The organism is Tepidibacter mesophilus, from assembly GCF_002724055.1.
Classification (GTDB): domain Bacteria; phylum Bacillota; class Clostridia; order Peptostreptococcales; family Peptostreptococcaceae; genus Tepidibacter_A; species Tepidibacter_A mesophilus.
Window position 1 is genome coordinate 1 of record NZ_BDQY01000031.1, and the last position, 22732, is coordinate 22732.

At 31.7% G+C, this 22732-nt stretch carries 19 protein-coding genes, 1 pseudogene and 1 other annotated feature; of the genes and pseudogenes, 7 read left to right on the forward strand and 13 right to left on the reverse strand.

The genetic code is table 11. The features are described from left to right. Positions 1 to 674 precede the first annotated feature (674 nt). The 3 genes and pseudogenes from Tmeso_RS14450 to Tmeso_RS14455 form a co-directional block, all read left to right on the forward strand. The gene (locus Tmeso_RS14450; RefSeq protein ID WP_242967946.1) at positions 675 to 1841 is read left to right on the forward strand and encodes a reverse transcriptase domain-containing protein; all 1167 of its coding nucleotides are present in this window, start codon (positions 675 to 677) and stop codon (positions 1839 to 1841) included. Beyond that, the gene (locus Tmeso_RS17130) at positions 1813 to 2157 is read left to right on the forward strand and encodes a group II intron maturase-specific domain-containing protein (protein WP_242967947.1); all 345 of its coding nucleotides are present in this window, start codon (positions 1813 to 1815) and stop codon (positions 2155 to 2157) included. Before Tmeso_RS14450 ends, Tmeso_RS17130 begins: the two co-directional genes overlap by 29 nt. A gap of 94 nt (positions 2158 to 2251) precedes the next feature. Continuing rightward, positions 2252 to 2521, forward strand: a pseudogene (locus Tmeso_RS14455) (IS3 family transposase); the annotation flags it as partial. Positions 2522 to 2611: 90 nt separating this feature from the next. On the opposite strand, the gene yunB reads toward Tmeso_RS14455, so the two are convergent. The 3 genes from yunB to tyrS all read right to left on the reverse strand — a co-directional run bounded on the left by yunB (position 2612) and on the right by tyrS (position 5213). Then, complete coding sequence (yunB, locus tag Tmeso_RS14460; RefSeq protein WP_242967948.1) at positions 2612 to 3310, reverse strand: sporulation protein YunB; 699 nt, start codon at positions 3308 to 3310, stop codon at positions 2612 to 2614. A 34-nt stretch (positions 3311 to 3344) separates the two neighbouring features. Further along, a complete protein-coding gene (locus Tmeso_RS14465; RefSeq protein WP_099192450.1) occupies positions 3345 to 3827 on the reverse strand; it encodes a DUF5673 domain-containing protein in 483 nt (160 codons plus the stop codon). A 162-nt stretch (positions 3828 to 3989) separates the two neighbouring features. Further along, entirely contained in the window at positions 3990 to 5213 is a 1224-nt protein-coding gene (gene tyrS, locus Tmeso_RS14470) for a tyrosine--tRNA ligase (RefSeq protein ID WP_099192451.1), read from the reverse strand. A gap of 192 nt (positions 5214 to 5405) precedes the next feature. Next, positions 5406 to 5610, reverse strand: a binding site (T-box leader). A 163-nt stretch (positions 5611 to 5773) separates the two neighbouring features. Between tyrS and Tmeso_RS14475 the strand changes: the two genes are divergently transcribed. Continuing rightward, on the forward strand, positions 5774 to 8317 hold the full coding sequence (locus tag Tmeso_RS14475; protein WP_099192452.1) for a transglycosylase domain-containing protein: 2544 nt from the start codon (positions 5774 to 5776) through the stop codon (positions 8315 to 8317). Positions 8318 to 8473: 156 nt separating this feature from the next. Here the strand turns inward: Tmeso_RS14475 and spoVAE are convergent, their stop codons facing one another. From spoVAE to Tmeso_RS14520, 9 genes are all read right to left on the reverse strand, one after another. Further along, a complete protein-coding gene (gene spoVAE / locus Tmeso_RS14480) occupies positions 8474 to 8830 on the reverse strand; it encodes a stage V sporulation protein AE (RefSeq protein WP_099192453.1) in 357 nt (118 codons plus the stop codon). Positions 8831 to 8841: 11 nt separating this feature from the next. Beyond that, positions 8842 to 9852 (reverse strand): stage V sporulation protein AD, encoded by a 1011-nt coding sequence (gene spoVAD / locus Tmeso_RS14485; RefSeq protein ID WP_099192454.1) that lies wholly within the window; start codon positions 9850 to 9852, stop codon positions 8842 to 8844. A gap of 13 nt (positions 9853 to 9865) precedes the next feature. Further along, positions 9866 to 10294, reverse strand: a complete 429-nt coding sequence (spoVAC, locus tag Tmeso_RS14490) for a stage V sporulation protein AC (RefSeq protein WP_099192455.1) — start codon at positions 10292 to 10294, stop codon at positions 9866 to 9868. Positions 10295 to 10304: 10 nt separating this feature from the next. Continuing rightward, positions 10305 to 10715: a stage V sporulation protein AB gene (locus Tmeso_RS14495; RefSeq protein WP_099192456.1), complete on the reverse strand. Its 411-nt coding sequence runs from the start codon at positions 10713 to 10715 to the stop codon at positions 10305 to 10307. A 10-nt stretch (positions 10716 to 10725) separates the two neighbouring features. Continuing rightward, the gene (locus Tmeso_RS14500) at positions 10726 to 11316 is read right to left on the reverse strand and encodes a hypothetical protein (protein ID WP_099192457.1); all 591 of its coding nucleotides are present in this window, start codon (positions 11314 to 11316) and stop codon (positions 10726 to 10728) included. A gap of 98 nt (positions 11317 to 11414) precedes the next feature. Continuing rightward, positions 11415 to 12179 (reverse strand): RNA polymerase sporulation sigma factor SigF, encoded by a 765-nt coding sequence (gene sigF, locus Tmeso_RS14505; RefSeq protein ID WP_099192458.1) that lies wholly within the window; start codon positions 12177 to 12179, stop codon positions 11415 to 11417. 11 nt (positions 12180 to 12190) lie between these two features. Beyond that, positions 12191 to 12628, reverse strand: coding sequence for an anti-sigma F factor (gene spoIIAB / locus Tmeso_RS14510; protein ID WP_099192467.1), 438 nt, complete (start codon positions 12626 to 12628; stop codon positions 12191 to 12193). A gap of 12 nt (positions 12629 to 12640) precedes the next feature. After that, positions 12641 to 12976 (reverse strand): anti-sigma F factor antagonist, encoded by a 336-nt coding sequence (spoIIAA, locus tag Tmeso_RS14515; RefSeq protein WP_099192468.1) that lies wholly within the window; start codon positions 12974 to 12976, stop codon positions 12641 to 12643. Positions 12977 to 13084: 108 nt separating this feature from the next. Beyond that, positions 13085 to 15043 (reverse strand): molybdopterin-dependent oxidoreductase, encoded by a 1959-nt coding sequence (locus Tmeso_RS14520; protein WP_099192469.1) that lies wholly within the window; start codon positions 15041 to 15043, stop codon positions 13085 to 13087. A gap of 171 nt (positions 15044 to 15214) precedes the next feature. On the opposite strand from Tmeso_RS14520, the gene Tmeso_RS14525 reads away from it, so the two are divergent. Continuing rightward, entirely contained in the window at positions 15215 to 16444 is a 1230-nt protein-coding gene (locus Tmeso_RS14525; RefSeq protein WP_099192470.1) for an LL-diaminopimelate aminotransferase, read from the forward strand. A gap of 200 nt (positions 16445 to 16644) precedes the next feature. Beyond that, entirely contained in the window at positions 16645 to 18075 is a 1431-nt protein-coding gene (locus Tmeso_RS14530; RefSeq protein WP_099192471.1) for a Na+/H+ antiporter NhaC family protein, read from the forward strand. 183 nt (positions 18076 to 18258) lie between these two features. Here Tmeso_RS14530 and Tmeso_RS14535 read toward each other — a convergent pair whose 3' ends face one another. After that, on the reverse strand, positions 18259 to 19839 hold the full coding sequence (locus tag Tmeso_RS14535; RefSeq protein WP_099192472.1) for a DEAD/DEAH box helicase: 1581 nt from the start codon (positions 19837 to 19839) through the stop codon (positions 18259 to 18261). A gap of 531 nt (positions 19840 to 20370) precedes the next feature. Here Tmeso_RS14535 and pflB point away from each other — a divergent pair. Next, a complete protein-coding gene (gene pflB / locus Tmeso_RS14540; protein WP_099192480.1) occupies positions 20371 to 22599 on the forward strand; it encodes a formate C-acetyltransferase in 2229 nt (742 codons plus the stop codon). The last annotated feature ends 133 nt before the right edge of the window (positions 22600 to 22732 follow it).

A 22732-nucleotide genomic window follows, 5' to 3' on the forward strand; every position in this document is an offset into this window, starting at 1 on the left:
ACTAGCTTATAATGTATCTACTAGCTTATCGCTAGATATAGCAACTGATACAATACATAAATTAATGAATAATAAAGATATTACGCTTGCCCCAGATGCATTTATTCATTCAGATCAAGGTGCTCATGTGCGACAAGAAGTCGCATAATATATTGCCGAAAGGCTGCCCTATCCATTCGGGGTAACTCTATTGTGACTAGCGTGGATGGTAACGTCTGGGTTAGAAAGCTCACAAGACAATGTGGAAATCCGAGTAGCCTAAAACTAGGATAACTGCTAGAGTAAGAAAGCTATGGAGAACGTAAAGTGAATCACTGTAGGAATCGTTACGCTGGAGGAAGCGAAATAGGCTGAAACGCTTCGACCAAAAGGTAAGGAGTCGAGCAAAGGCATCTTGATAAACCAATGCGAATGGATAAAGAACTCCCGGTTTAAAGGTGGCTCCTAAGGCTTTCACAATTATGTATTATGCGGAACTTGGTAAACCCTATATGCTCCTCACAAATGAGGTATCTAACCGCAAGGGGAAGAAATGACATAGAGGGCAGAAGAAAAGGATAAAAAGCGAATGCAGATTATGTAATATAATCAGATAGGGGTTCAAAATTTGCCCTAACCCGAAAGGGTGCAGACTTATCCCATGGTATTTTTTGGCGGGAAAGGACTGTAAACTTATGAATTTTAGTAACTCAACGACGGATAAAACCGAGAGTCTAAAAAACACCGAATCACTTGCCAATCAATGGGAATCCATTAATTGGGACAAAATCAAAAATGATGTTAATAGGCTACAAACCCGAATCGCTAAGGCAACGGCAAACGGTGATAACAACAAAGCTAAAAGGCTACAATATTTATTGACTCACTCCTTTTCTGCCAAAGCTTATTCCGTAAGAAAAGTAACCTCCAACAAAGGAAAAAACACATCAGGTGTAGATAAAAGAATATGGTCAACATCTGCATCAAAAATGAAAGCTGTACTTTCACTTACTGACAAACATTACAGAGCAAAACCTCTCAAGCGAGTATATATTGCGAAAAAAGGCAAAAACAAGAAACGTCCATTAGGAATCCCTACCATGTATGATAGAGCCATGCAAACACTATACGCTTTAGCACTCGAACCTATTGCAGAAACTAAGGCAGATACAATTTCTTTTGGATTTCGCCGAGGAAGAAGTGCGAAAGATGCGTGTGAACAAATCTTCTGCATTCTTGCTAGAAAGTGCTCGCCAACATGGATATTAGAGGGAGACATTAAAGGCTGTTTTGATAATATCAATCATAAATGGTTACAAAGCAACATCCCAATGGACAAAAGAATTATGAAACAGTTCCTAAAATCAGGTTTCATATATGAAGGTAAACTCTTTCCAACGAAAATAGGGTCACCACAAGGCGGAGCCATTTCTAGTCTTTATGCAAATATGACATTAGATGGTCTTGAAAAAATAATTCAAGATAAATACCACAGAAATTCTAAAGGTAACATAGAAAACCATTACCGAGCTAAAACTAAAGTAAACCTAGTTCGATATGCCGATGACTTTATTATCACAGCCAATTCAAGAGAAATAGCAGAAGAACTCAAAGGTATTGTCACCAGGTTCTTAGAATCTCGAGGATTAATGTTATCTGAAGAAAAGACTTTAATCACACATATTGATGAAGGATTCGACTTTCTTGGGTGGACATTTCGAAAATTCAAAGGAAAGCTAATTGTCAAACCTTCTAAAAGTTCCATCAAAAGCCTGATTAAAAAAATGTTCTACTATCATACTCAAAGAAGGAAAAGCAAGTACACAATCAGATTTGATACGAAGGTTAAATCAAGTGATTAGGGGTTGGACAAACTACCACAAACACGTTGTAGCAAGTCAAGTATTTTCATACGTCAACAACACACTCTATCACTTACTACATCAATGGGCTAAGCATCGCCACCCAAACAAGAATAAATGGTGGAGATTGAACAAATACTGGCATGAAAAATATGGAAAACCATGGGTATTCACGACAAATGACTATACCCTCATAAACATCAGGAGAATAAAAATTGTTAGACATCCGAAGTTACAAATCTTAAAAAATCCTTTCTTAGATAAAGAATACTTTTATCAAAGAAAGATAAAACTTCACATGACCGCTGCCGCCTGAAAAGGTGAAGAAATGCTTGAGCCGTATGAGTTGGAAACTCTCACGTACGGTTCTTAGATGAGGGAAAGGGAGTAATCCCTTTTTCTTAATCGATTACACTAGTCCTACTTTTCAAAAACTAGTTAAAGGTTTCGGATTAGGACAATCAATGTCTAGACGAGGAAATTGTTGGGATAATGCACCCCAAGAATCATTTTTTGGACATTTTAAGGATGAAACTTATATAAAATCATGCACAGCTCTGGACGAGCTTAAAGCTGAAATAGATGAATACATAGATTATTATAATAATTATAGATATCAATGGAATTTAAAGAAGATGACTCCTGTATCATTCAGAAATCATCTTCTATCTGCTGCATAGTCTTTTTTTATAATGTCCTTGACAAAGGGTACATTTTAAATTATAGTAAGCATTATTTTTAAATTAAGAATAATATAAAAAAATTTTTCTTTAATCTATATTAGGATCAATACTAGGATCAATTACGTTCGTTAATTCTTCCTTCGGAATATTTACATAATTTTGAGGTACTTTACCCACTACTATAGTTTCACATACAGGCATCTGACTTAAAACTTCTTTATATGATGATGTAAATGGAATTATAACTCTAACCTTAGTCTTTATTATTAAATATATTCTATGTCTAGTTTGGTTTATTCCCGATGAATCAAATTCTGTCTTAAAGTCTACATTAACTATTCCTACTGGCTGAATACCTATCTTTAACTTAGGTCCATATTTAGCCAATATAGAGCTTTTAAATGCGGTACCTAAAGGAATATTTGCAGATGTTGTTTTTATTTGCTTTAGTTGTTGCTGTACTTCAGTAGCAACATCAGATGCTATTTTATTCATCAATATAGTATTTGCTTGTATCATGGTAACATTTCCATCTACATCTGTTTTCATGCTTATAAGTTCCTCATACTTTATTTTCTCCTTTAGTATCTGTCCAACAGCATTATTTATAGATCTATTTGCAAGCTCTTGTGCTTTAGACTCTGCTATTGCTTGAACTACGGGTTTTATCTTTCTATCTACAAATATGAACGAAGCTATAGACATAATAAATATTAATATTAATATCATTGCAGTTAATACTTTTTTCTTCTTCTTTTTTTTATGCACCTTTAGCAACTTTTTCAAGATAATACCCCCCATATTATAATATGAGGGGTACTTATATTTGGTTACCTGTTTCTTTATTTTTTATTCTTTTCCTAAACAACTTTTCCGCATCTTTTATATTTGACTTATTCAACCTAAGTTTTACTTCCTTATCTTTTTCAGTTCTAAATAATATAGTATGAGAATTATCTTCATCATATGAATAAGAAATTATTTTTTCCCACTCATAAAGTTCACTTTTAATTATTATACCCTTATGGCTTATTGTCTTTTCATAATATGCTCCAACTAAAATACCCGATATCAAAATTCCTATTATAACACCTTTCATGCGATAATCTATATTATTTTCAATACCCACAGTTGTATAAATACCTAATATATTAACTAACACCATAGGTATCCCCCATATAACACTCAATCCACTAAATCTCAATAAAATTTCATTATCAACCATAAACTGCTTTATATTATCTATTAAATTTAGACAACCCGTAACTATAATTATAACAAGCATTACCTCCATACGCCCCATATAATCAACTCCCCAATATAATGATATAATCAATTACATATTTTGTAAATAGTTGTACTTTATTTTACTAGTTCTCTATTAAAAGATTAGGCATTTTAAATTTAATTACTTTAGTTTAGGGTTGAAATTCAAAAATGCCCCCTTAATTAAGGGAGCATCCTTCTATGCTAATTTAACTTGATGATATACCTTCTTACCTTTTTTAATCATTAAAGAATCATCTTCAAAGCTATCTTCAGTTATTTTGAATTCTATCTCAGTTATCTTTTCATCATTAACAGATACTCCACCTTGTTGTACTAAACGTCTTGCTTCACTTCTTGAAGATGCAAGCTTAGTAGTTGTAAGTACAGTCAATATATCCATTCCATCAACTATTTCAGCTTTAGCTATTTCAGTACAAGGAATTGATCCAGCCATTGCTCCTTTTCCAAATAAAGCTTTAGCTGCTTCTTCAGCCTTCTTAGCTTCTTCTTCACCGTGGACTATCTTAGTAACCTCATAAGCTAAAATTTCCTTAGCCTTATTTATTTCTGATCCTTCTAATGAAGCAAGTTTTTCTACCTCATCCATTTCAATGAATGTTAAAAGTGCTAAGCAGTTTTTAACATCTACATCAGCAACATTTCTCCAGTATTGGTAAAACTCATATGGAGAAGTTTTTTCAGCATCAAGCCAAACTGCTCCTGACACTGTTTTACCCATTTTTTTACCTTCACTGTTAGTTAAAAGTGTAAATGTCATACCATAAGCCGATTCACCTTCAACACGTCTTACAAGATCTGCTCCTGCTATAATATTAGACCATTGATCATCTCCACCTAATTCTAATTTACATCCATATCTTCTATGAAGCTCTAAAAAGTCATAGGCTTGCATTATCATGTAGTTAAACTCAAGGAAAGATAATCCTTTTTCCATACGGCTTTTAAAGCACTCTGCCGTTAGCATTCTATTAACAGAAAAATGTCTTCCAACCTCTCTTAAAAAAGGTATGTACTCTAAGTTCATAAGCCAATTAGCATTATTCTCCATTATAGCTTTGTCATCAGAAAAATCTAAGAATCTTTTCATTTGACCCTTGAAGCATTCTGCATTATGATTTATTTCTTCAACTGTTAACATCTTTCTCATATCAGTCTTTCCTGATGGGTCCCCTACCATAGTAGTTCCTCCACCTAAAAGAGCTATAGGTCTATGTCCTGCTCTTTGAAGATGAGCCATAGCCATTAATTGAAGAAAATGTCCTACATGTAAACTATCAGCAGTTGCATCAAATCCTATATAAAAAGTTACAGCCTCTTTTCCTAACATCTCACGTATTTCATCTTCATGTGTAGTTTGTTTTATAAATCCACGTTTTTTTAAAATATCAAATACATTCATTTGAGATCCTCCTCATATTTCTTATATATACTAAAAAAAATTCGCTTCATGCTCTCGCATGGCTCATGTCGCCAACGATTCCTACGGGCTCCGTTGCTCAAAATAGTTGATGCTTTAGTACTTCCATCAATATTATACACAATATTGATTTTTATAATATTCTATAGAATAAAAAAGGGTCTTCTTGTCCTGTTGAAGGACGAGAAAACCCGTGGTACCACCTTAATTCGCATATGAATGCCTCTTAACCACTGTAACGTATGGAAAACGTCGAAATTTTTAGTTTCGAAACTCCAGAGTGTATTTCATCTTATCATGTACTATAAATCTTTCACCATCCGATTTACTCTCTAGTTTTGTAACCATGAGGATTACTAATCTCCTTCAACGTCTATTATTCAATAGTTTACCCTATTTTATCATAAATACAACTTTTTTTGCAATAATATATATCTTTTTTTATATTACAACAATATTACAAAAATCATTCTTTTATATAAATTTATAGATTGAACTTTTTCTTCTATGTTATAATAGATTGAATAAGGAGGTAATGACAAATGCGCAGTGATAAAAATAATGATAAAAGTAAGTCTACTAACAATAAAGAAAAGAAGAAAAAAGTAAGTATTTTAAGAATACTGCTTATTACTTTTATTATATTATCTATAGTTGGCACGGCCTGTGTTATGGGTCTTGTTGTAGGAGTTATTAAGAATGCACCACCTATAGATCCCAATAACATAGAAATGTATGAAAGTTCTTTCATATTAGAGTCTGATGGAAAATTAATTGAAAAAATTCATGGATCGAATTATAGAAGTTTAGTTACTTTAGATAAAATACCAAAAGATTTGCAAAATGCAGTTATATCTATAGAAGACGAAAGGTTCTATGACCATCATGGTGTAGATATAAAAAGATTATTCGGTGCACTTTGGTATGACTTGAAGACGCTTAGTAAAGCTCAAGGTGCTAGTACTATAACTCAGCAGCTTGCTAAGAATATGTATACATCTAATGAAAAAACTATTACTAGAAAAATTAAAGATACTTATTATGCTCTTCAACTAGAAAAAACTATTTCTAAAGAAGAAATACTTGAAACTTACTTAAATACTTTTTATCTTGGTAGAGGTGCTATTGGTGTACAAGCAGCAGCTCAGACATATTTTTCTAAGGATGTAAGCGAGTTGACTTTAGCACAATCTTCAATGATAGCAGGTATAACTAAAAATCCATCTAAATATTCTCCATATACTACTCAACGACTTGATGGAAGTGAGAATTTGGATGAACTTAAAAACTTACTGGTTTCTTATCCTAAAACAGCAAATACAGACCCTGCTTCTGATGTAGAAAAAGAAATGTTTGAAAAATTACATAAGAACGGATTAATAGATAATTATAAATATGATCAACTAAAAAAAGAACAAATTGTAATTAGAAAAGCAGTAGTTAATCCTAATGCTAAAGAAAGACAAGAAACTGTATTATACAAGATGTTAGAACTTGGTCATATATCTGAATCTGAGTATGAACAAGCTAAAAACGAAGAAATAATTATAAAGGTTGGAAATAAAACTCAAGCCAATGTTTCTTCTTACTTTGTAGATTTGCTTAAAGACGATGTTGTAGATGCATTAGTTAAGCAAGGAAAAACAGAAGACGAAGCAAGAGATATGCTTTACAATGGAGGGCTTAGAATATATTCTACTATGGATGTTAATATACAAAAAATCCTAGAAACAGAATATCAAAATAATTCTAATTTTCCAGGAACATTTACTGATAAAAATGGTAATATTCAGCCTCAGTCAGCTATGGTTATAATGGATTATCGTACAGGTCAAGTTAAAGCTTTAGTAGGTGGAAGAATGATAGGTGGGTCTAAGCTCTATAATAGAGCGGTTAATCCGAGACAACCAGGTTCTGCTATAAAACCACTTGCTGTATACTTACCTGCACTTGATAGTGGAATGACAGCTGCTACTGCAATAAATGATTCACCAACAGGATATAAATATTCATCTAATGAGAAATGGAAGCCTAGTAATTATGCTAGTAGATATAGAGGGCCTATAACTTTAAGAGAATCTGTTCAACATTCTTCAAATGCAGGAGCTGTAAAAACAGCAGAAATGCTTTCTTCAAGCCCTTATTCTTCTGTTGAGATTATGATTGATTTCTTAGAAAACATGGGTATATCTACTATAGTTAAAACTCCTGGTCATAATGATAAAAATTTCTCTGCTTTAACTCTTGGAGGTATGACTAAAGGAATAACTCCTCTTGAGATGACTGCAGCATATGGATCCATGGCAAATGGTGGAACTTATATCAAGCCTATGCTATTCACTAAGATAGAAGATTCAAGCGGAAATATAATATTAAACAATAAAACTGTTAAACACTCAATTACAACGCCTCAAACTGCTTATATAATGACAGATATATTAACGACTGTTGTAAGTTCTGGTACTGGTGGTCGTGCTAGAATATCTAATATGGCTGTAGCAGGAAAAACAGGTACTACTAGTGATAATAATGATGCTTGGTTTGCAGGATATACTCCTTATTATGTTGGAGCAACATGGATAGGGAATGACTGGAATCAAAAGCTAAAAACAGGAAGTTCTATGTCAGCATCACTTTGGTCAAAAGTTATGTCTAAAGTTCATAAAAGCCTTCCATCAAAGTCATTTGAAAGACCTAGTGGAATAGTAAGTCAGACTATTTGCTTACAAAGTGGCCAGCTTGCGACTCATTATTGTGAAAAGACTAGAGCAGAAAAATTTGTATCAGGTACACAACCTAAAGATTATTGTGATATTCATACTCAAGATAACAGCATAGAGATAGAAGAAAGTCCTGATCCATCAGATATAATAAATGATTGGTTATTTGATTCTGATAAAAAAGATGATAAGAAAGATGATACAAAGACAGATGGTAAAGTTATAGATTCTAAGAAAGATGACCAGAATAAACAATCAGATATTAAAGAAAAAAATGATAAAAAAGAAGATGATAAAAATATAGAAAATATGTTTTTCAAAAAACAAGATAACGAAAATGAAACAAAAATAAAAGAGAGCAATTAGTTGCTCTCTTTTTTTTATCTATAGGAGACTATATAATTTTAGACTTGTGTATAACATTGATGAGTGAGCTAAAGTCGCAACTATTTTAAGCAACGGAGCCCGTAGGACTCGTTGGCGATATGAGCTATGCGTTAGCATAAAGCGAATTTTTTATCTTTAAGGCTTTGTTTTTGGTGTAAATATTAAAGACATTAAGTACCCAAATAAAATAGCTGCTGCTATTCCACCTGCATTTGCAACTGTTCCTCCTGTAAATGCTCCTAATAAACCTTTTTTTCCTACTTCTTCTATAACACCTTTTCCAAGTCCATATCCAAATCCCGTAAGAGGTACAGTTGCACCGGCTCCTCCAAACTCTACAATTGGCTCATATATTCCAAGTCCTGTCAATATAACCCCGACAGTCACAAAGCTCACAAGTACATATGGTGATGGTATCTTAAAAAAATCCATAAGTATTTGACCTATAACACATATAGCTCCCCCAACTACAAAAGCTCTTAAATATTCCACAATTACACCTCCTAATTCTCTATAATCACAGCATGAGCTATGGATGGTATACTTTGCTTTTGAAGTGTGCTTGTAGGAGACATCAACGCTCCTGTTGATACTAGCATCACCTTATTTATTTCCTTATTTTTGAGTTTTTTGTATATGTATCCGTTAAATACGCTCGCTGAACATCCACATCCACTGCCTCCTGAGTGAGTATCTTGTTTTTTATGATCAAATATTTCTATTCCGCAGTCCATATATACACTAGATATATCATAACCTTCTTTATTTATAAAATCTAAAAGAATCTCTCCTCCTACTATCCCTAAATCTCCTGTTGCTATTATATCGAAGCTGTCTATATCGTCTTTGGTATCATCAAAATATGATTTTATTGTGTCAACTGCTGCTGGAGCCATTGCTGGTCCCATATTATTAACATCAGTTATGCCCTTATCTATAACCTTACCAGTAGTTATCCTTTTTATCTTAGGTCCGTCCCCTTTTGATGATATAACACTTGCTCCTGTTCCTGTGACTGTCCACTGCGCAGTCATAGGTCTTTGGTTTCCAAGTTCTAGAGGATATCTAAACTGCCTCTCTGCTGTGCAAAAATGACTTGAAGTTGCAGCTACTACTAAATCTGAAAATCCTCCATCTACAATCATAGCTGCCAAACTCATAGATTCTGACATTGTAGAACAGGCTCCATAAACTCCAAAGAAAGGCCTTTCTAAATCTCTTGCAGCGAATGATGTAGACATAAGCTGATTGAGCAAATCGCCCGCAACTATATAATCAACCTGATTGAGTACATAGTCACTTTTCCCTACTGCCATTCTTATAACTTCTTTTATCATCTTACTTTCACTGAGTTCCCAACTATCTTCTCCAAATAAATCATCTTTTAAGATTATATCAAAATAATCTTTTAGCGGTCCTTCTCCTTCTTTTGGACCAACTATTGACCCAGTTGATATTATAACAGGACTATTTAGTAGCTGTATTGTTTGATTTCCTAATCTTTTCTTTGCCATAAAAATCTCCTTTCTAACTAATACCTAAGAAGTGATAAATTACCCCAAGTATTACAGAACTACCTATCCCATATACAAGAACAGGGCCTGCTATTGTAAACATTTTGGCCCCAACTCCAAGTACATATCCTTCTCTCTTATACTCCATAGCAGGAGATACTATAGAATTAGAAAAACCAGTTATAGGAACAATTGAACCTGCTCCAGCCCTTCTTCCGAGCAAATCATATACTCCTATTCCTGTAAAAAATGCACCTAAAAATATTAGTGTTATAGAAGTTGCAGTAGATGCCATTTTTTTATCAAGTCCATATTTTATATAACTATTTAGTATAAACTGTCCTAAATCACATATTAATCCACCTACAACAAATGCCCATATGCAGTTTTTAAGGTATGTAGGTTTAGGACTTTTATCTTCTACATATTTTTTGTAATCCATATAATCACCTCTATTTTAATATTGTCCAATTGACTATGGAACCTACGGTCTTACCTATTAATAAAATTATTATTATATACTTTATCATACCTTGTATGTTGAGTCTTCTTTGCATAACTGGTATAACATCTACCGCTTCTGCAAGAGCAGATGCTAACATACCTATAAAAATTCCATAGAAGCTTCCAAATAATATTACATATATAATTCCAAAGTTAAACCTTATATTTGTAAGTGAGCATAGACTTCCAGCGAAAGCTCCTGATATAAGCATATACTCATACCTTCCTATATAATTATAAGTCTTAGTTATCTGACAAAGCCTTGGAATTATATCTAATAACGTGAGAAGAGCCACTATACCTGATCCAACAACTATACCTTCTGAAAATCCTAATATAGCTATAAATGTTAGTTTCAAAATTTCCTCCTTATTGCTTATTATTTTCAATAATATAAGATTGTACCTCACTTTTAAAAGTAGATACTTCTAGCTCTAGTGGACTTGGTTCTGACTTTGAGAAATTAGGTATAATCTTATTATAGAATACAGCAACCCCTGTCCCTATCCCGAGCGAATATGCTATTTGAAACAAAAATAAATTTTTTGTCTCACTTCCTGTTAGTATTCTAAGTATTGTTTTGTGAGATTTAGCCATATCTACATCTGAGTGAAAATTGATTATGGCCATTCCAGCACCTAGAAACAGTACTATACATACAAATAAAACTCTTATAAATAACATATTATCTTTTTTAGGATTATCGAAATGTATAAGTAAATCATCAAACTCTAAAAAGTTGACCTTAACATAGCTATTTTGATTATTTATTCTGCTAATCACATCCCCTAGCGCTATTACTTCATAATCCTTATTAATTCCATTTACATGAGCTACTATTATATCTTTGACCAAGTCTTCATTTTGTGAAGGATATATACAAAATAAATCCTTCAAATATAAATCTTTTATATCTTTTTCAAACTTTAAATTTTTTTTTGGTTTTAAATATATTTCCACTTTCAATCCCCCTTTTCATACAATTATTATTTACAAAAACAATTAAAAAATTCTAATCGTACAAAAATAAAAAGGCCATACGAATTGTATGACCTTTCTCAACTTATCATATTCTTAAGTTTGCTTAAAACCTTCTTTTCAATCCTCGATACCTGAACTTGGGATATTCCAAGCTCATTTCCTATCTCACTTTGTGTTCTATCCTCAAAATATCTTAAAACTATAATTTGTCTTTCTCTTTTTTCTAGCTTGCCCAGCACTTGCTTTAGAAGTAAATTGTCCACTATTTTTTCGTCATCCATAGTTTTACTCTGACTTATCTTATCTATAAGGCATATAGGTGATCCTTCATCTTCGTGTATAACTCCATGCAAATATTCAACTGATGAATTTGATTCAAGAGCCATAACTATATCTTCCTTAGATACCTCAAGAGATTTTGCAACCTCTTCTATTGTAGGTTCTCGTCCAAATTTTTTTGATAGTCTTTCAGTTTCAATTTTAGTCTTTGTAGCAAGCTGTTTTAAAGATCTTGATACCTTAATCATTCCATCATCTCTTAAGTATCTTTTGATTTCTCCTAAAATCATAGGTACTGCATATGTAGAAAACCTAACATTAAATGTCGGGTCAAACTTATATATAGCCTTTATAAGCCCTATTGAACCCAACTGAAATAAATCATCTCTTTCATAACCTATATTCATAAATTTATTTATAACACTTCTGACTAGCCCTAAGTTACTTTCTATTAAAATATCCTTCGATCTTTCATCTCCATCCTGAGCTTTTTTTATGAGAGCTAGAGTTTCCTCATGGCTAAGTAAATGTCTTTTTTCCTCACTTACAGCAGGCATCACCATAATTATTACCCCTAATCTTTATTTTTATTGGATTTTATAGTTTTTTTCATAACTAATTTAGTCCCTTCCCCCAAAATAGAAGATATTTCAATACTGTCCATAAAAGTCTCCATAACTGTGAACCCCATTCCTGATCTTTCAAGTTCTGGCTTTGAAGTATACAGCGGTTGTTTTGCAATATTTACATCTTTTATTCCATTACCTTTGTCCTCTATTACTACCTTTATAGTATCTTCATCTATCTCGCTTGTTAAATAAACAAACTTTGTTTCATCCTCATCGTATCCATGAATTATAGCATTCGTAACAGCCTCAGACACAGCAGTTTTTATATCTGCTATTTCATCTATTGTTGGGTCTAATTGAGATGCAAAAGAAGCAACTACCACCCTAGCAAAAGATTCATTCTCAGATTTGGCTAAAAAACTAATTTCCATATAATTCTTCATCGTTTTTCCCCCTTATAAAGAACTTATTGCTTCTTCGTAATCGTTATAAATTCCTATTATTTTGTCTATGCCTGATAAGTCAAATATTCTTTTAACATGCTTATTTAAATTTAAAGCTATTACCTTTCCACCGGTTTCTGAAAGCTTTCTATATCTACCTATTATAACTCCTACTCCTGAGGAATCCATAAAATTCATATTTTTCAGATCAAATATAACATTTTTTATGGAATTTTTATCTATAGCCATATCAATCTCTTCCCTTACCTCTGAGGCTATGTGATGGTCTAACTCTCCATATAGTTCGACAATCAAATTTCTGTTATCTATCTTATAGTTTATATCCAATGTTATCCCCCCTTATATGCTCTTAATATCTTTCTATAAAATATTACTTCTTTCCTTCATCAAATTTTAACTACTTTTGTAGAATGGACATAAAAAAAGTGCTAATAACTAGCACTTTTTTACAATTTCCACGAACGTTTCATTATATGCGACTTGTCCTCCCATTTCAGACGATACATCTTCAGTTAGAAAATTTGGATTTCCATCTTTATTAGCCCATCTTGTGTACATATGAACTATATCATTAGATACATCGTCAGTAATCTTTACTTTAGTTTCTATACTTCCATTTCTAGACTTTAAAACTATTATTTCGTCTTCTGATAGTTGATATTTGTTAGCAAGATTAATATTCATATATACTATTGAAATTTGATTATCATCTAAGTAATGTTGTGTGAACAATGAATTTTTCTCATGTGTAGTTATAAGTCGTATATCTTTTTTCTGACTTTTTATATATACAGGTATTGGACTTAATCCATCTTTTTTTGCATTATCTGAATATATTTCTATTTTTTCAGAAGGAGTTTTAAATATTTTATCACTCCAAGCTACTTTATCAAATGCCATATTTACATATCCTTTTTTTATATCCTCTATTTCTATATTCCATTTAGATAAAGGTTTTACTATCTCTTTTAAGTACTCTTCTTTTGATACCAATGGATAATCTCTTATATTCATCTTTTTACTAAGTTCCATAAAGAAATAATATTCATCCATAAGTATATGCTTTGGATCAACTACTTTTTCATTGTATATAATATATGGATTACACATAGATGAGTAAAGTATATCTTCGCTTTCTAAAGTGTTAGTACATGGTATGAATAAATCACAATATTTGGAAGTATCAGTCATAAACATGTCTATACATACTTTAAATTCTATTTCACTAAATGCTTTTATATTTTTATTTAGATTAGGCCATCTACATAAAGGATTTGCTTTTGTTACGAATATAGCTTTTATCGGTGATTCTTTAGAATTTTTTACATCATCTGCAAAATTATGAACATTGAAGTATCTTTCATTTATAGCATACTCATAGCTATTATAAGGGTCTCTATTTAGTATGTCTGGATATACCCTATTTGCATAATTGACTCCCGCTCCGGTTTTTCCTATATTTCCTGTTATAGCAGCCATGGCATCTATACTTCTTATACTATTTCCCCCATTTCTATACTTTTGAACTCCATATCCTATATATATAGTGCTACTTTTTTTAGCATATAAACGTGATATTCTCTTTATAGTATCTATATCTACACCACATTCGTTTGATAGATATTCAAGACTTAATGTATCTAAATATTTTTTATATTCCTCATACCCTTTTACATGTTTACTTATAAATTCTTTGTCTTGTAAATTTTCTTCTATTATAGCCTTAGTCATAGCCATGCAAAGAGCCCCATCTGTTGATGGGTTAACTCTTATATACTCATCTGCCCTTTTTGCAGTCTCTGTATGTATAGGGTCTATAACAGTTACTTTAATTCCATTTTTCTTGGCTTTTAATATAGTATCCATAAGATGTATTGATGTATTATAAGGATTTCTTCCCCAAACTATTATATTTTGCGAATTCATTATATCGTCAATTGAACTACCTTTTACATATCCAAAATCGTATTTTTGAGCTTTGTTTCCAGCAGACCAACATGTACCACCTTCAAATTCTGTAATACCTCCATAAAAATTAAAAAATATATTTTGTATAGATTTAAGTACTCCACCAGTTCCCGATTCATAATAATGTGCAACTGAATTTGAATTATAATTTTTTTTATAAAAGTTTAGTTTATCAGCTATTATTGATATAGCTTCATCAAACGTTATCTCTATCCATTTCCCATCTACCTTTTTAAGAGGAGTGTATATTCTATCCTTGTGATTTAATCTATCTAAATGCTTCTTTCCTTTTGAGCACATAATGCCCCTCGTGTAAGGATGATTTTTATCTGGCTTTATATCAATATCGTTATTTTCATTTTTATATACGTTAAACTTACAACAGTCAAAACAGTCAAGTGTACACCCATGGCTAAATTTTTTCATATAATTGCTCCTTTTCTTTTTATTATATCGTAAAGCTAAAAGTTGTAATACTTCATTTGAATTAAGTTTCACTTTATATTGTATCAAATCATTTTAAATATTAATAAGATATTTTAGGATTTAATTTAACTATCTTTTAACAGGTTGTTTTCATCTAAGGGGGAGTTTTATATGGATTTTGTCGATAATAAAATATCTGAACGTTTAGGAGGAGTTGATTTTTTTAACAACTCCAAAGATTATAAGTTTGAAGCTATAAAAAAAGAAAAAGAAATAATAAAAAATAAATATCCAAATACAGATATTATAGATATGGGTGTTGGAGAGCCGGACCTCGCTGCTGACATTACAATATGTAAGGTACTCTGTGAAGAGTGTTCTAAGATTGAAAACAGGCTGTACTCTGATAATGGAATATCGGAATTTCAAGAAGCTGCATGCTCTTTCTTAAAAAAAATATATAAACTAGACAATCTAGATCCATACACAAATATTATGCACGGAATAGGATCAAAGCCAATACTTGCTATGCTTCCTATATGTTTTGTAAACCCTGGCGACATAGTGTTAACTACGGTTCCCGGTTACCCTGTATTATCTACTTACTGTAAATTTTTAGGGGGAATTGTATATAATCTACCGTTGTCTAAAGAAAATGATTTTTATCCAGATTTCAACTCTATACCTAATGATATACTCAAAAAATCAAAACTTTTATATATTAATTACCCTAACAATCCAACTGGACAAGTAGCTAATAAAGAGTTTTACAAAAAGGTCGTAGATTTTGCTTATAAAAATGATATATTAGTTGTTTGTGATTCAGCTTATAGTGCTCTTGTATTTGACAGTGAACCTTTGAGCTTTTTATCTATAGATGGAGCTATTGATGTTGGTATTGAAATACACTCTTTATCAAAATCGTTCAATATGACAGGGTGGAGATTAGCCTTTATAGTATCAAATCCAAAAGTTATAAAAGCTTATGGAAACGTCAAAGGGCATACAGATTCAGGGCAGTTCAGAGCAATTCAAAAGGCTGGTTCTTATGCTCTTAATCACCCTGAGATAATAACTAAAAATTGTGTTAAATATTCAAGAAGATTTGATATGCTAGTGGATGCACTTTGCGATGTAGGATTTGATGCTAAAAAGCCTCTAGGAACCTTTTATTGCTATGTATCTATTCCTAAATCTACAAAGTCAGATTATGTATTTAAAAATGCTCAAGATGCATCTTTGTATATTCTAAAAAATGCATTAATATCTACAGTACCTTGGGATGATGCAGGAAGCTTCTTAAGATTTTCAGTAACCTTTGAAGCATCCGATTATTCACAAGAAAAATATGTTATAGCTGATTTGAAAGAAAGACTTAAAAAACTTGAACTAGTATTTTGACAAAATTCGCTTTATGCTACCGCATAGCTCATATCACTAACAAATCTCACGGATTTGTTGGTTAAAATAGTTGGAAATTTGTCTTCCAGACAAAAAATTTAGAATATATAGTATTTTTCTATTTTTTAATAATTATTTGATTTTATTTAAACCTTCTAGTATTATTTATATGTTAAATTATTTTTTTAGGAGGTTTAAATATGTCATATGGATTTCTTAGTTTACTTCCATCATTAATTGCAATAATACTGGCTATAACTACAAAGCAAGTTTTTATTTCTTTATTCGCTGGAATACTAATAGGCAAACTAATAATGACTAATTGGGCATTCTTTCCAGCTTTAGGGCAAAGTATCGATTCAGTTGTTAACGTATTTTCTGAAGGATGGGTAACTAAAACCATCATATTCTCTTTTTTAGTAGGTTCTGTAGTAACACTTATCCAAGCTTCAGGTGGTGTTGAAGGTTTTGTATATTACCTAACTGAAAAAAATAAAAGAATCAAAAACAGAAAGGCAGCTATGCTTTTAGCTTATTTTATAGGTATTGTAGTATTCATAGAATCAACTATAACTTGTTTAATTGTAGGCACTGTATCAAGACCTATATGCGATAAGTACAAGGTTTCTAGGGAAAAATTAGCCTATATTTGTGACTCTACATCAGCTCCTGTTTGTTCTCTTCTACCATTTAACTCCTGGGGAGCTACATTACTTGGACTTATAGCTGCTCAAATAGGTGCTGGTGTTATAAATGGTAATTCGGTAGATTTGCTTATTAAAAGTATCCCTTTTAACTTTTATTCTATATCTACTTTAATAACTCTTTTAATAGTTATTCTTACAGGTAAGGATTTCGGCCCTATGAAAAAAGCTGAATTGAGAGCTACTACAGAAGGTAAACTATTGAGAGATGGAGCTATGCCTGTAGTAGATCAGGATGCCATTGAAATTAATACTAAAAAAGGCATTGAGCCTAATATGAATCATATGCTTTATCCTTTATTGATTCTAATTTTAATGATTCCTATAAGTCTTTATATTACAGGAAATGGTGTAATATTTAATGGTTCTGGTTCGACTTCAGTATTTTGGGCAGTTCTTGCATCATTAGTATTTAGTGGTTTTTATTATATAGGAAAGCGTATTATGAATCTTAATGAGTTTATGGACTATGTTTATAAAGGAGCTGGTGCTATGATACCAGTTGCTACAATACTTGCATTTGCATTTGCTATTGGAAATATTTCAAGCGAACTAGAAACCGGCAAGTATATGGCAAGCTTAGTTGAAGGTAGACTTAATGGTTCATTCGGACCTGCCATTATATTTATAATGTCTAGTATAATAGCTTTTTCAACTGGAACAAGTTTTGGAACTTTTGCTATAATGATTCCTATATCTATTCAAATGGCTGTTGCAATGGATGCCAATATATATATGAGTATAGGTGCTGTAATTTCAGGTGCAATAATGGGAGATCATAGCTCTCCTATATCAGATACTACTATAGTTTCATCAATGGCATCTGCATCAGATCATATAGATCACGTGAAGACTCAACTTCCATATGCTTTGCTTAATGGATTTATAGCCCTTATTCTTTATATAGTTTTAGGTGTTTTGTTATAATTCATTAACATAAAAGAAGCTATTGACTAAGTCAACAGCTTCTTTTTACTCACAATAAAACTATACAATTTTCATTATGTCGTTAATATCAATGAAATATGCAAAATAACAACTATTTTAAGCAACTGAGTCCATTAGGAATAGTTAGTACCATGAGCCTCATGCATTAGCATGAAACAAATCTTACTTTTTATTAGCAGGCTCTATATTTATAGTCTTACCTTTTATAGTATTATTTTTCATTACCGCTAATACATCGTTAGCATGTTCTCTTGGAACCTCAACGAAAGTATATCCATCATATATATCTATAGTTCCTATTAACTTTCCTGGAATACCAGTTTCTCCTGCTATAGCTCCCAAGATATCTTTAGGTCTTATGTTTTGCTTTCTGCCTATGTTTATAAATAATCTTACCATTCCTGATTCTGCGCCAGTATCTTCAAATAAATCTTCTTTTATTTCTTCTTTATTTTGATCACCCATTGACATTTTAAGAAGTGCAGCAGCTATATCTAAAGAAGTATATTCCTCCATTAGCTTCTCTAAGAAATTAACTTGGTTAGTTAAATGTCCTTCTTCTATAACATTTTTAACTTTTTCTAAGAATACACCAGTTTTAATTTCTTCAACATCGCTAAGAGATGGTATATCATGTCTTTTCATATTAGCCTTAGTATATTTTTGAATATCTCTTAATTTATATATTTCTTTCTTTCCTGAAACGAAAGAGAATGCACGTCCTGCTCTTCCAGCACGTCCTGTTCTTCCTATTCTATGAACGTAATATTCATCATCTTGTGGCACATCATAGTTGAATACGCACTCTACGTCATCAACATCTATACCTCTAGCAGCTACATCTGTTGCAACTAATATTTCTATAGTTCCATTTCTAAATTTACCCATTACATTATCTCTTTGAGATTGCTTTAAATCACCGTGAAGTGCATCAGCAAAATATCCTCTTGATTGAAGTTCTGATACTAATTCGTCAACTTTTCTCTTTGTATTACAGAATATAACAGATAACTTAGGATTATATATATCTATAAGTCTTGATAATACATCTGATTTATTCTTAGACTTTGTCTCTATATAAAATTGCTCTATATTTGGAACTGTTAAAGCTTTACGAACAACCTTTACAAGTTCGGGATTTTTTTGATATTTTTTTGTAAGATTCAATATTGCTTTTGGCATTGTAGCTGAAAAGAAAGTAGTTTGTCTTTTTTCTGGAAGTTCTTGTAATATAGTTTCTATATCTTCTCTGAATCCCATATCTAACATTTCATCCGCTTCATCTAAAACCATCATCTTTACATTTCCAAGCTTTAATGTATTACGATTCATATGATCCATAACTCTACCAGGAGTACCTATAACGATCTGAACTCCTTTTTTTAATGCTTTTATTTGACGATCTATTGGTTGTCCACCATATACTGGTAGTGTTCTTACATTTTTCTTATACTTAGCTAATTTTCCTAATTCTCCCGCTACCTGAATTGCTAATTCTCTTGTTGGGCATAAGATTACTGCCTGTACACTACTATCCTTTTCATTAACCATATCTAACACAGGAATACCAAAGGCTGCTGTCTTACCCGTACCAGTTTGTGCTTGACCTATTATATCTTTTCCTGCTAATATATGTGGTATTGCTTGAGCTTGTATAGGAGATGGTTCTTCAAATCCCATATCAGCTATAGCTTGCTTTATTTCTCTTGATAAATCCAAATTCTCAAATTTCATGTTTTCCATATATATATTACCTTTCCTTTCGTTTTTACGTCTCTCTTGCTCATCTTTTCAATTATATATATATTACCGTTATTATGCAACAAATATTTTGTATTTATTTATTATTTATATATTTTATCTAATTTTAAAGTTTTTAATACAATATTTCTTACTTAATAAATATGTAGATATATTTTTATGATCTTTCTATATGTATGTTTTTAATAAGATTTTAATATAGTTTTCAAACTATATTTTATAATAAGTTTTTTGTATACAATAATAGTTTTAACACAAATATTAGTGGGTATATATACTCTATCAAAAAGTATTTTTAGTGCCTTTTATTAAAGGTATGATTTTTTTCAAATGATATGCAATGACTTTGTTTAAATTTATCAAATTATCAGAACTATTAACTTTTCGTAACATTTGAATATTGTATACAATATTCTTAGGTTTTATGTTATTATATTTTTATATAAAAGAAACAATTATTTATATATTTTTATAAATTAATGAAATATTACTTTTTAAGGAGTGATTGTAATGATAAATGCATGGAAAACTTTTAAAACGGGAAATTGGTCTAAAGAAATAGATGTAAGAGACTTTATCCAACTTAACTATACCCCATATGAAGGAAATGATTCTTTCCTATCAGGTGCTACTGAAAACACTAAAAAATTATGGAACGAAGTTTCAGATTTAATGAAAAAAGAAGTTGAAAATGGTGGTACTTTAGATGTTGATACTAATATAGTGTCAGCTATAGATGCTTACAAAGCTGGATATATAAATAAAGACTTAGAAACTATTGTTGGTCTTCAAACTGATGCTCCTCTTAAAAGAGCTGTAATGCCTTATGGTGGAATCAGAATGGTTGAAAATTCTTGCAAAGCATACGGTTATGAATTAGATTCAAATATTAAAGAAATTTTTTCTAACTACAGAAAAACTCATAACGAAGGAGTATTTGATGCATATACTCCTGAAATGAGAGCTGCTAGAAGCGCTGGTATAATAACTGGTCTTCCAGATGCTTACGGTAGAGGTAGAATAATCGGAGACTATAGAAGAATAGCTCTTTACGGTATAAATAGATTAATAGAAGATAAAAATGCTCAAAAAGAATCTTTAAATGTTATGACAATGGACGAAGATATTATAAGATTAAGAGAAGAAATATCTGAGCAAATTAAAGCTTTAAAAGAAATGATTAAAATGGGAGCTGAATACGGATTTGATTTATCAAGACCTGCTCAGAATTCTAAAGAAGCTGTTCAGTGGACATATTTTGGTTACCTTTCAGCAGTTAAAGATCAAAATGGAGCTGCAATGAGTTTAGGTAGAGTTTCAACTTTCTTAGATATTTACTTTGAAAGAGATATTAAAAATGGAGTTTTAACTGAAGAAGAAGCTCAAGAAATAATGGATCACTTCGTTATGAAGCTTAGAATGGTTAGATTCTTAAGAACTCCTGAATACAATGATTTATTCTCTGGTGATCCAACTTGGGTAACAGAAACTGTAGGTGGTATGGGTATTGACGGAAGAACTCTTGTTACTAAAACTGCGTTTAGAACATTGAATACTCTATATACTTTAGGTGCTGCACCAGAGCCTAACTTAACTGTACTTTGGTCTAAAGACCTTCCAGAAAACTTTAAGAAATTCTGTTCTAAAGTTTCTATAGATACAAGCTCTATTCAATACGAAAATGATGACTTGATGAGATCTTATTGGGGAGACGATTATGGTATAGCTTGTTGTGTTTCTGCTATGAGAATTGGTAAGCAAATGCAGTTCTTCGGAGCTAGATGTAACCTTGCTAAAGCTTTATTGTATGCTATAAATGGTGGTGTAGATGAGAAAAAAGGAATCCAAGTAGGACCTAAATTTGCTCCTATTACTGCTGATTACTTAGAGTTCGATGAGGTTATGGAAAGATTTGACTTATTCCTTGATTGGTTAGCTAATTTATATGTAAATACATTAAATGTAATTCACTACATGCATGATAAATATTCTTATGAAAAAGCTCAAATGGCTTTACATGATAGAGATGTTTTTAGAACTATGGCTTGTGGTATAGCAGGACTTTCTGTATGTGCTGACTCTTTATCAGCTATAAAGCATGCTAAAGTTAAAGTTATAAGAGACGAGAACGGTATGGCTGTTGATTTTGAAACTGAAGGAGATTTCCCTAAATTCGGAAATAATGATGATGCAGTTGATTCATTAGCATCTAACTTAGTTGAAACATTCATGAACAAAATAAGAAAGAACAAAACTTACAGAAACTCTCTTCACACTCAATCAATATTAACTATAACTTCAAACGTAGTTTATGGTAAGAAAACGGGTAATACTCCTGATGGAAGAAAAGCCGGAGAACCATTCGGCCCTGGAGCTAATCCAATGCACGGAAGAGATACAAAAGGTTGTCTTGCTTCTATATCTTCAGTTGCTAAGCTTCCATATGAGCATTCTCAAGATGGTATTTCTTACACATTCACTGTCGTTCCTAAGGCTATAGGTAAGACTGATGAAGAAAGAATAAACAATTTAACATTCTTACTTGATGGATATTTCATTCAAAAAGGACACCACATCAACGTAAACGTATTCGATAAAGAAACTCTACTTGATGCTATGGATCACCCTGAAAAGTATCCTCAACTTACAATACGTGTATCTGGTTATGCAGTTAACTTTATCAAATTAACTAGAGAACAACAATTAGACGTTATAAATAGAACTTTCCACTCAAATATGTAGTATTATTAAATAAAGTCCTAACAATTATGTTAGGACTTTATTTTCTATAAAAAATTATATATTTCAAAATTGTAGATAATATTAATAAAAAACTACAATGTCAACTATTTTTGAGCAACGGAGCCCGTAGGAC

Coding starts and splice junctions, on each gene's coding strand:
- Tmeso_RS14450 (WP_242967946.1), top strand. CDS start 675: ATGAATTTTAGTAACTCAACGACGGATAAAACCGAGAGTCTAAAAAAC.
- Tmeso_RS14465 (WP_099192450.1), bottom strand. CDS start 3,827: ATGGGGCGTATGGAGGTAATGCTTGTTATAATTATAGTTACGGGTTGT.
- tyrS (WP_099192451.1), bottom strand. CDS start 5,213: ATGAATGTATTTGATATTTTAAAAAAACGTGGATTTATAAAACAAACT.
- Tmeso_RS14475 (WP_099192452.1), top strand. CDS start 5,774: ATGCGCAGTGATAAAAATAATGATAAAAGTAAGTCTACTAACAATAAA.
- spoVAD (WP_099192454.1), bottom strand. CDS start 9,852: ATGGCAAAGAAAAGATTAGGAAATCAAACAATACAGCTACTAAATAGT.
- spoVAC (WP_099192455.1), bottom strand. CDS start 10,294: ATGGATTACAAAAAATATGTAGAAGATAAAAGTCCTAAACCTACATAC.
- sigF (WP_099192458.1), bottom strand. CDS start 12,179: ATGGTGATGCCTGCTGTAAGTGAGGAAAAAAGACATTTACTTAGCCAT.
- spoIIAB (WP_099192467.1), bottom strand. CDS start 12,628: ATGAAGAATTATATGGAAATTAGTTTTTTAGCCAAATCTGAGAATGAA.
- Tmeso_RS14520 (WP_099192469.1), bottom strand. CDS start 15,043: ATGAAAAAATTTAGCCATGGGTGTACACTTGACTGTTTTGACTGTTGT.
- Tmeso_RS14525 (WP_099192470.1), top strand. CDS start 15,215: ATGGATTTTGTCGATAATAAAATATCTGAACGTTTAGGAGGAGTTGAT.
- Tmeso_RS14530 (WP_099192471.1), top strand. CDS start 16,645: ATGTCATATGGATTTCTTAGTTTACTTCCATCATTAATTGCAATAATA.
- Tmeso_RS14535 (WP_099192472.1), bottom strand. CDS start 19,839: ATGGAAAACATGAAATTTGAGAATTTGGATTTATCAAGAGAAATAAAG.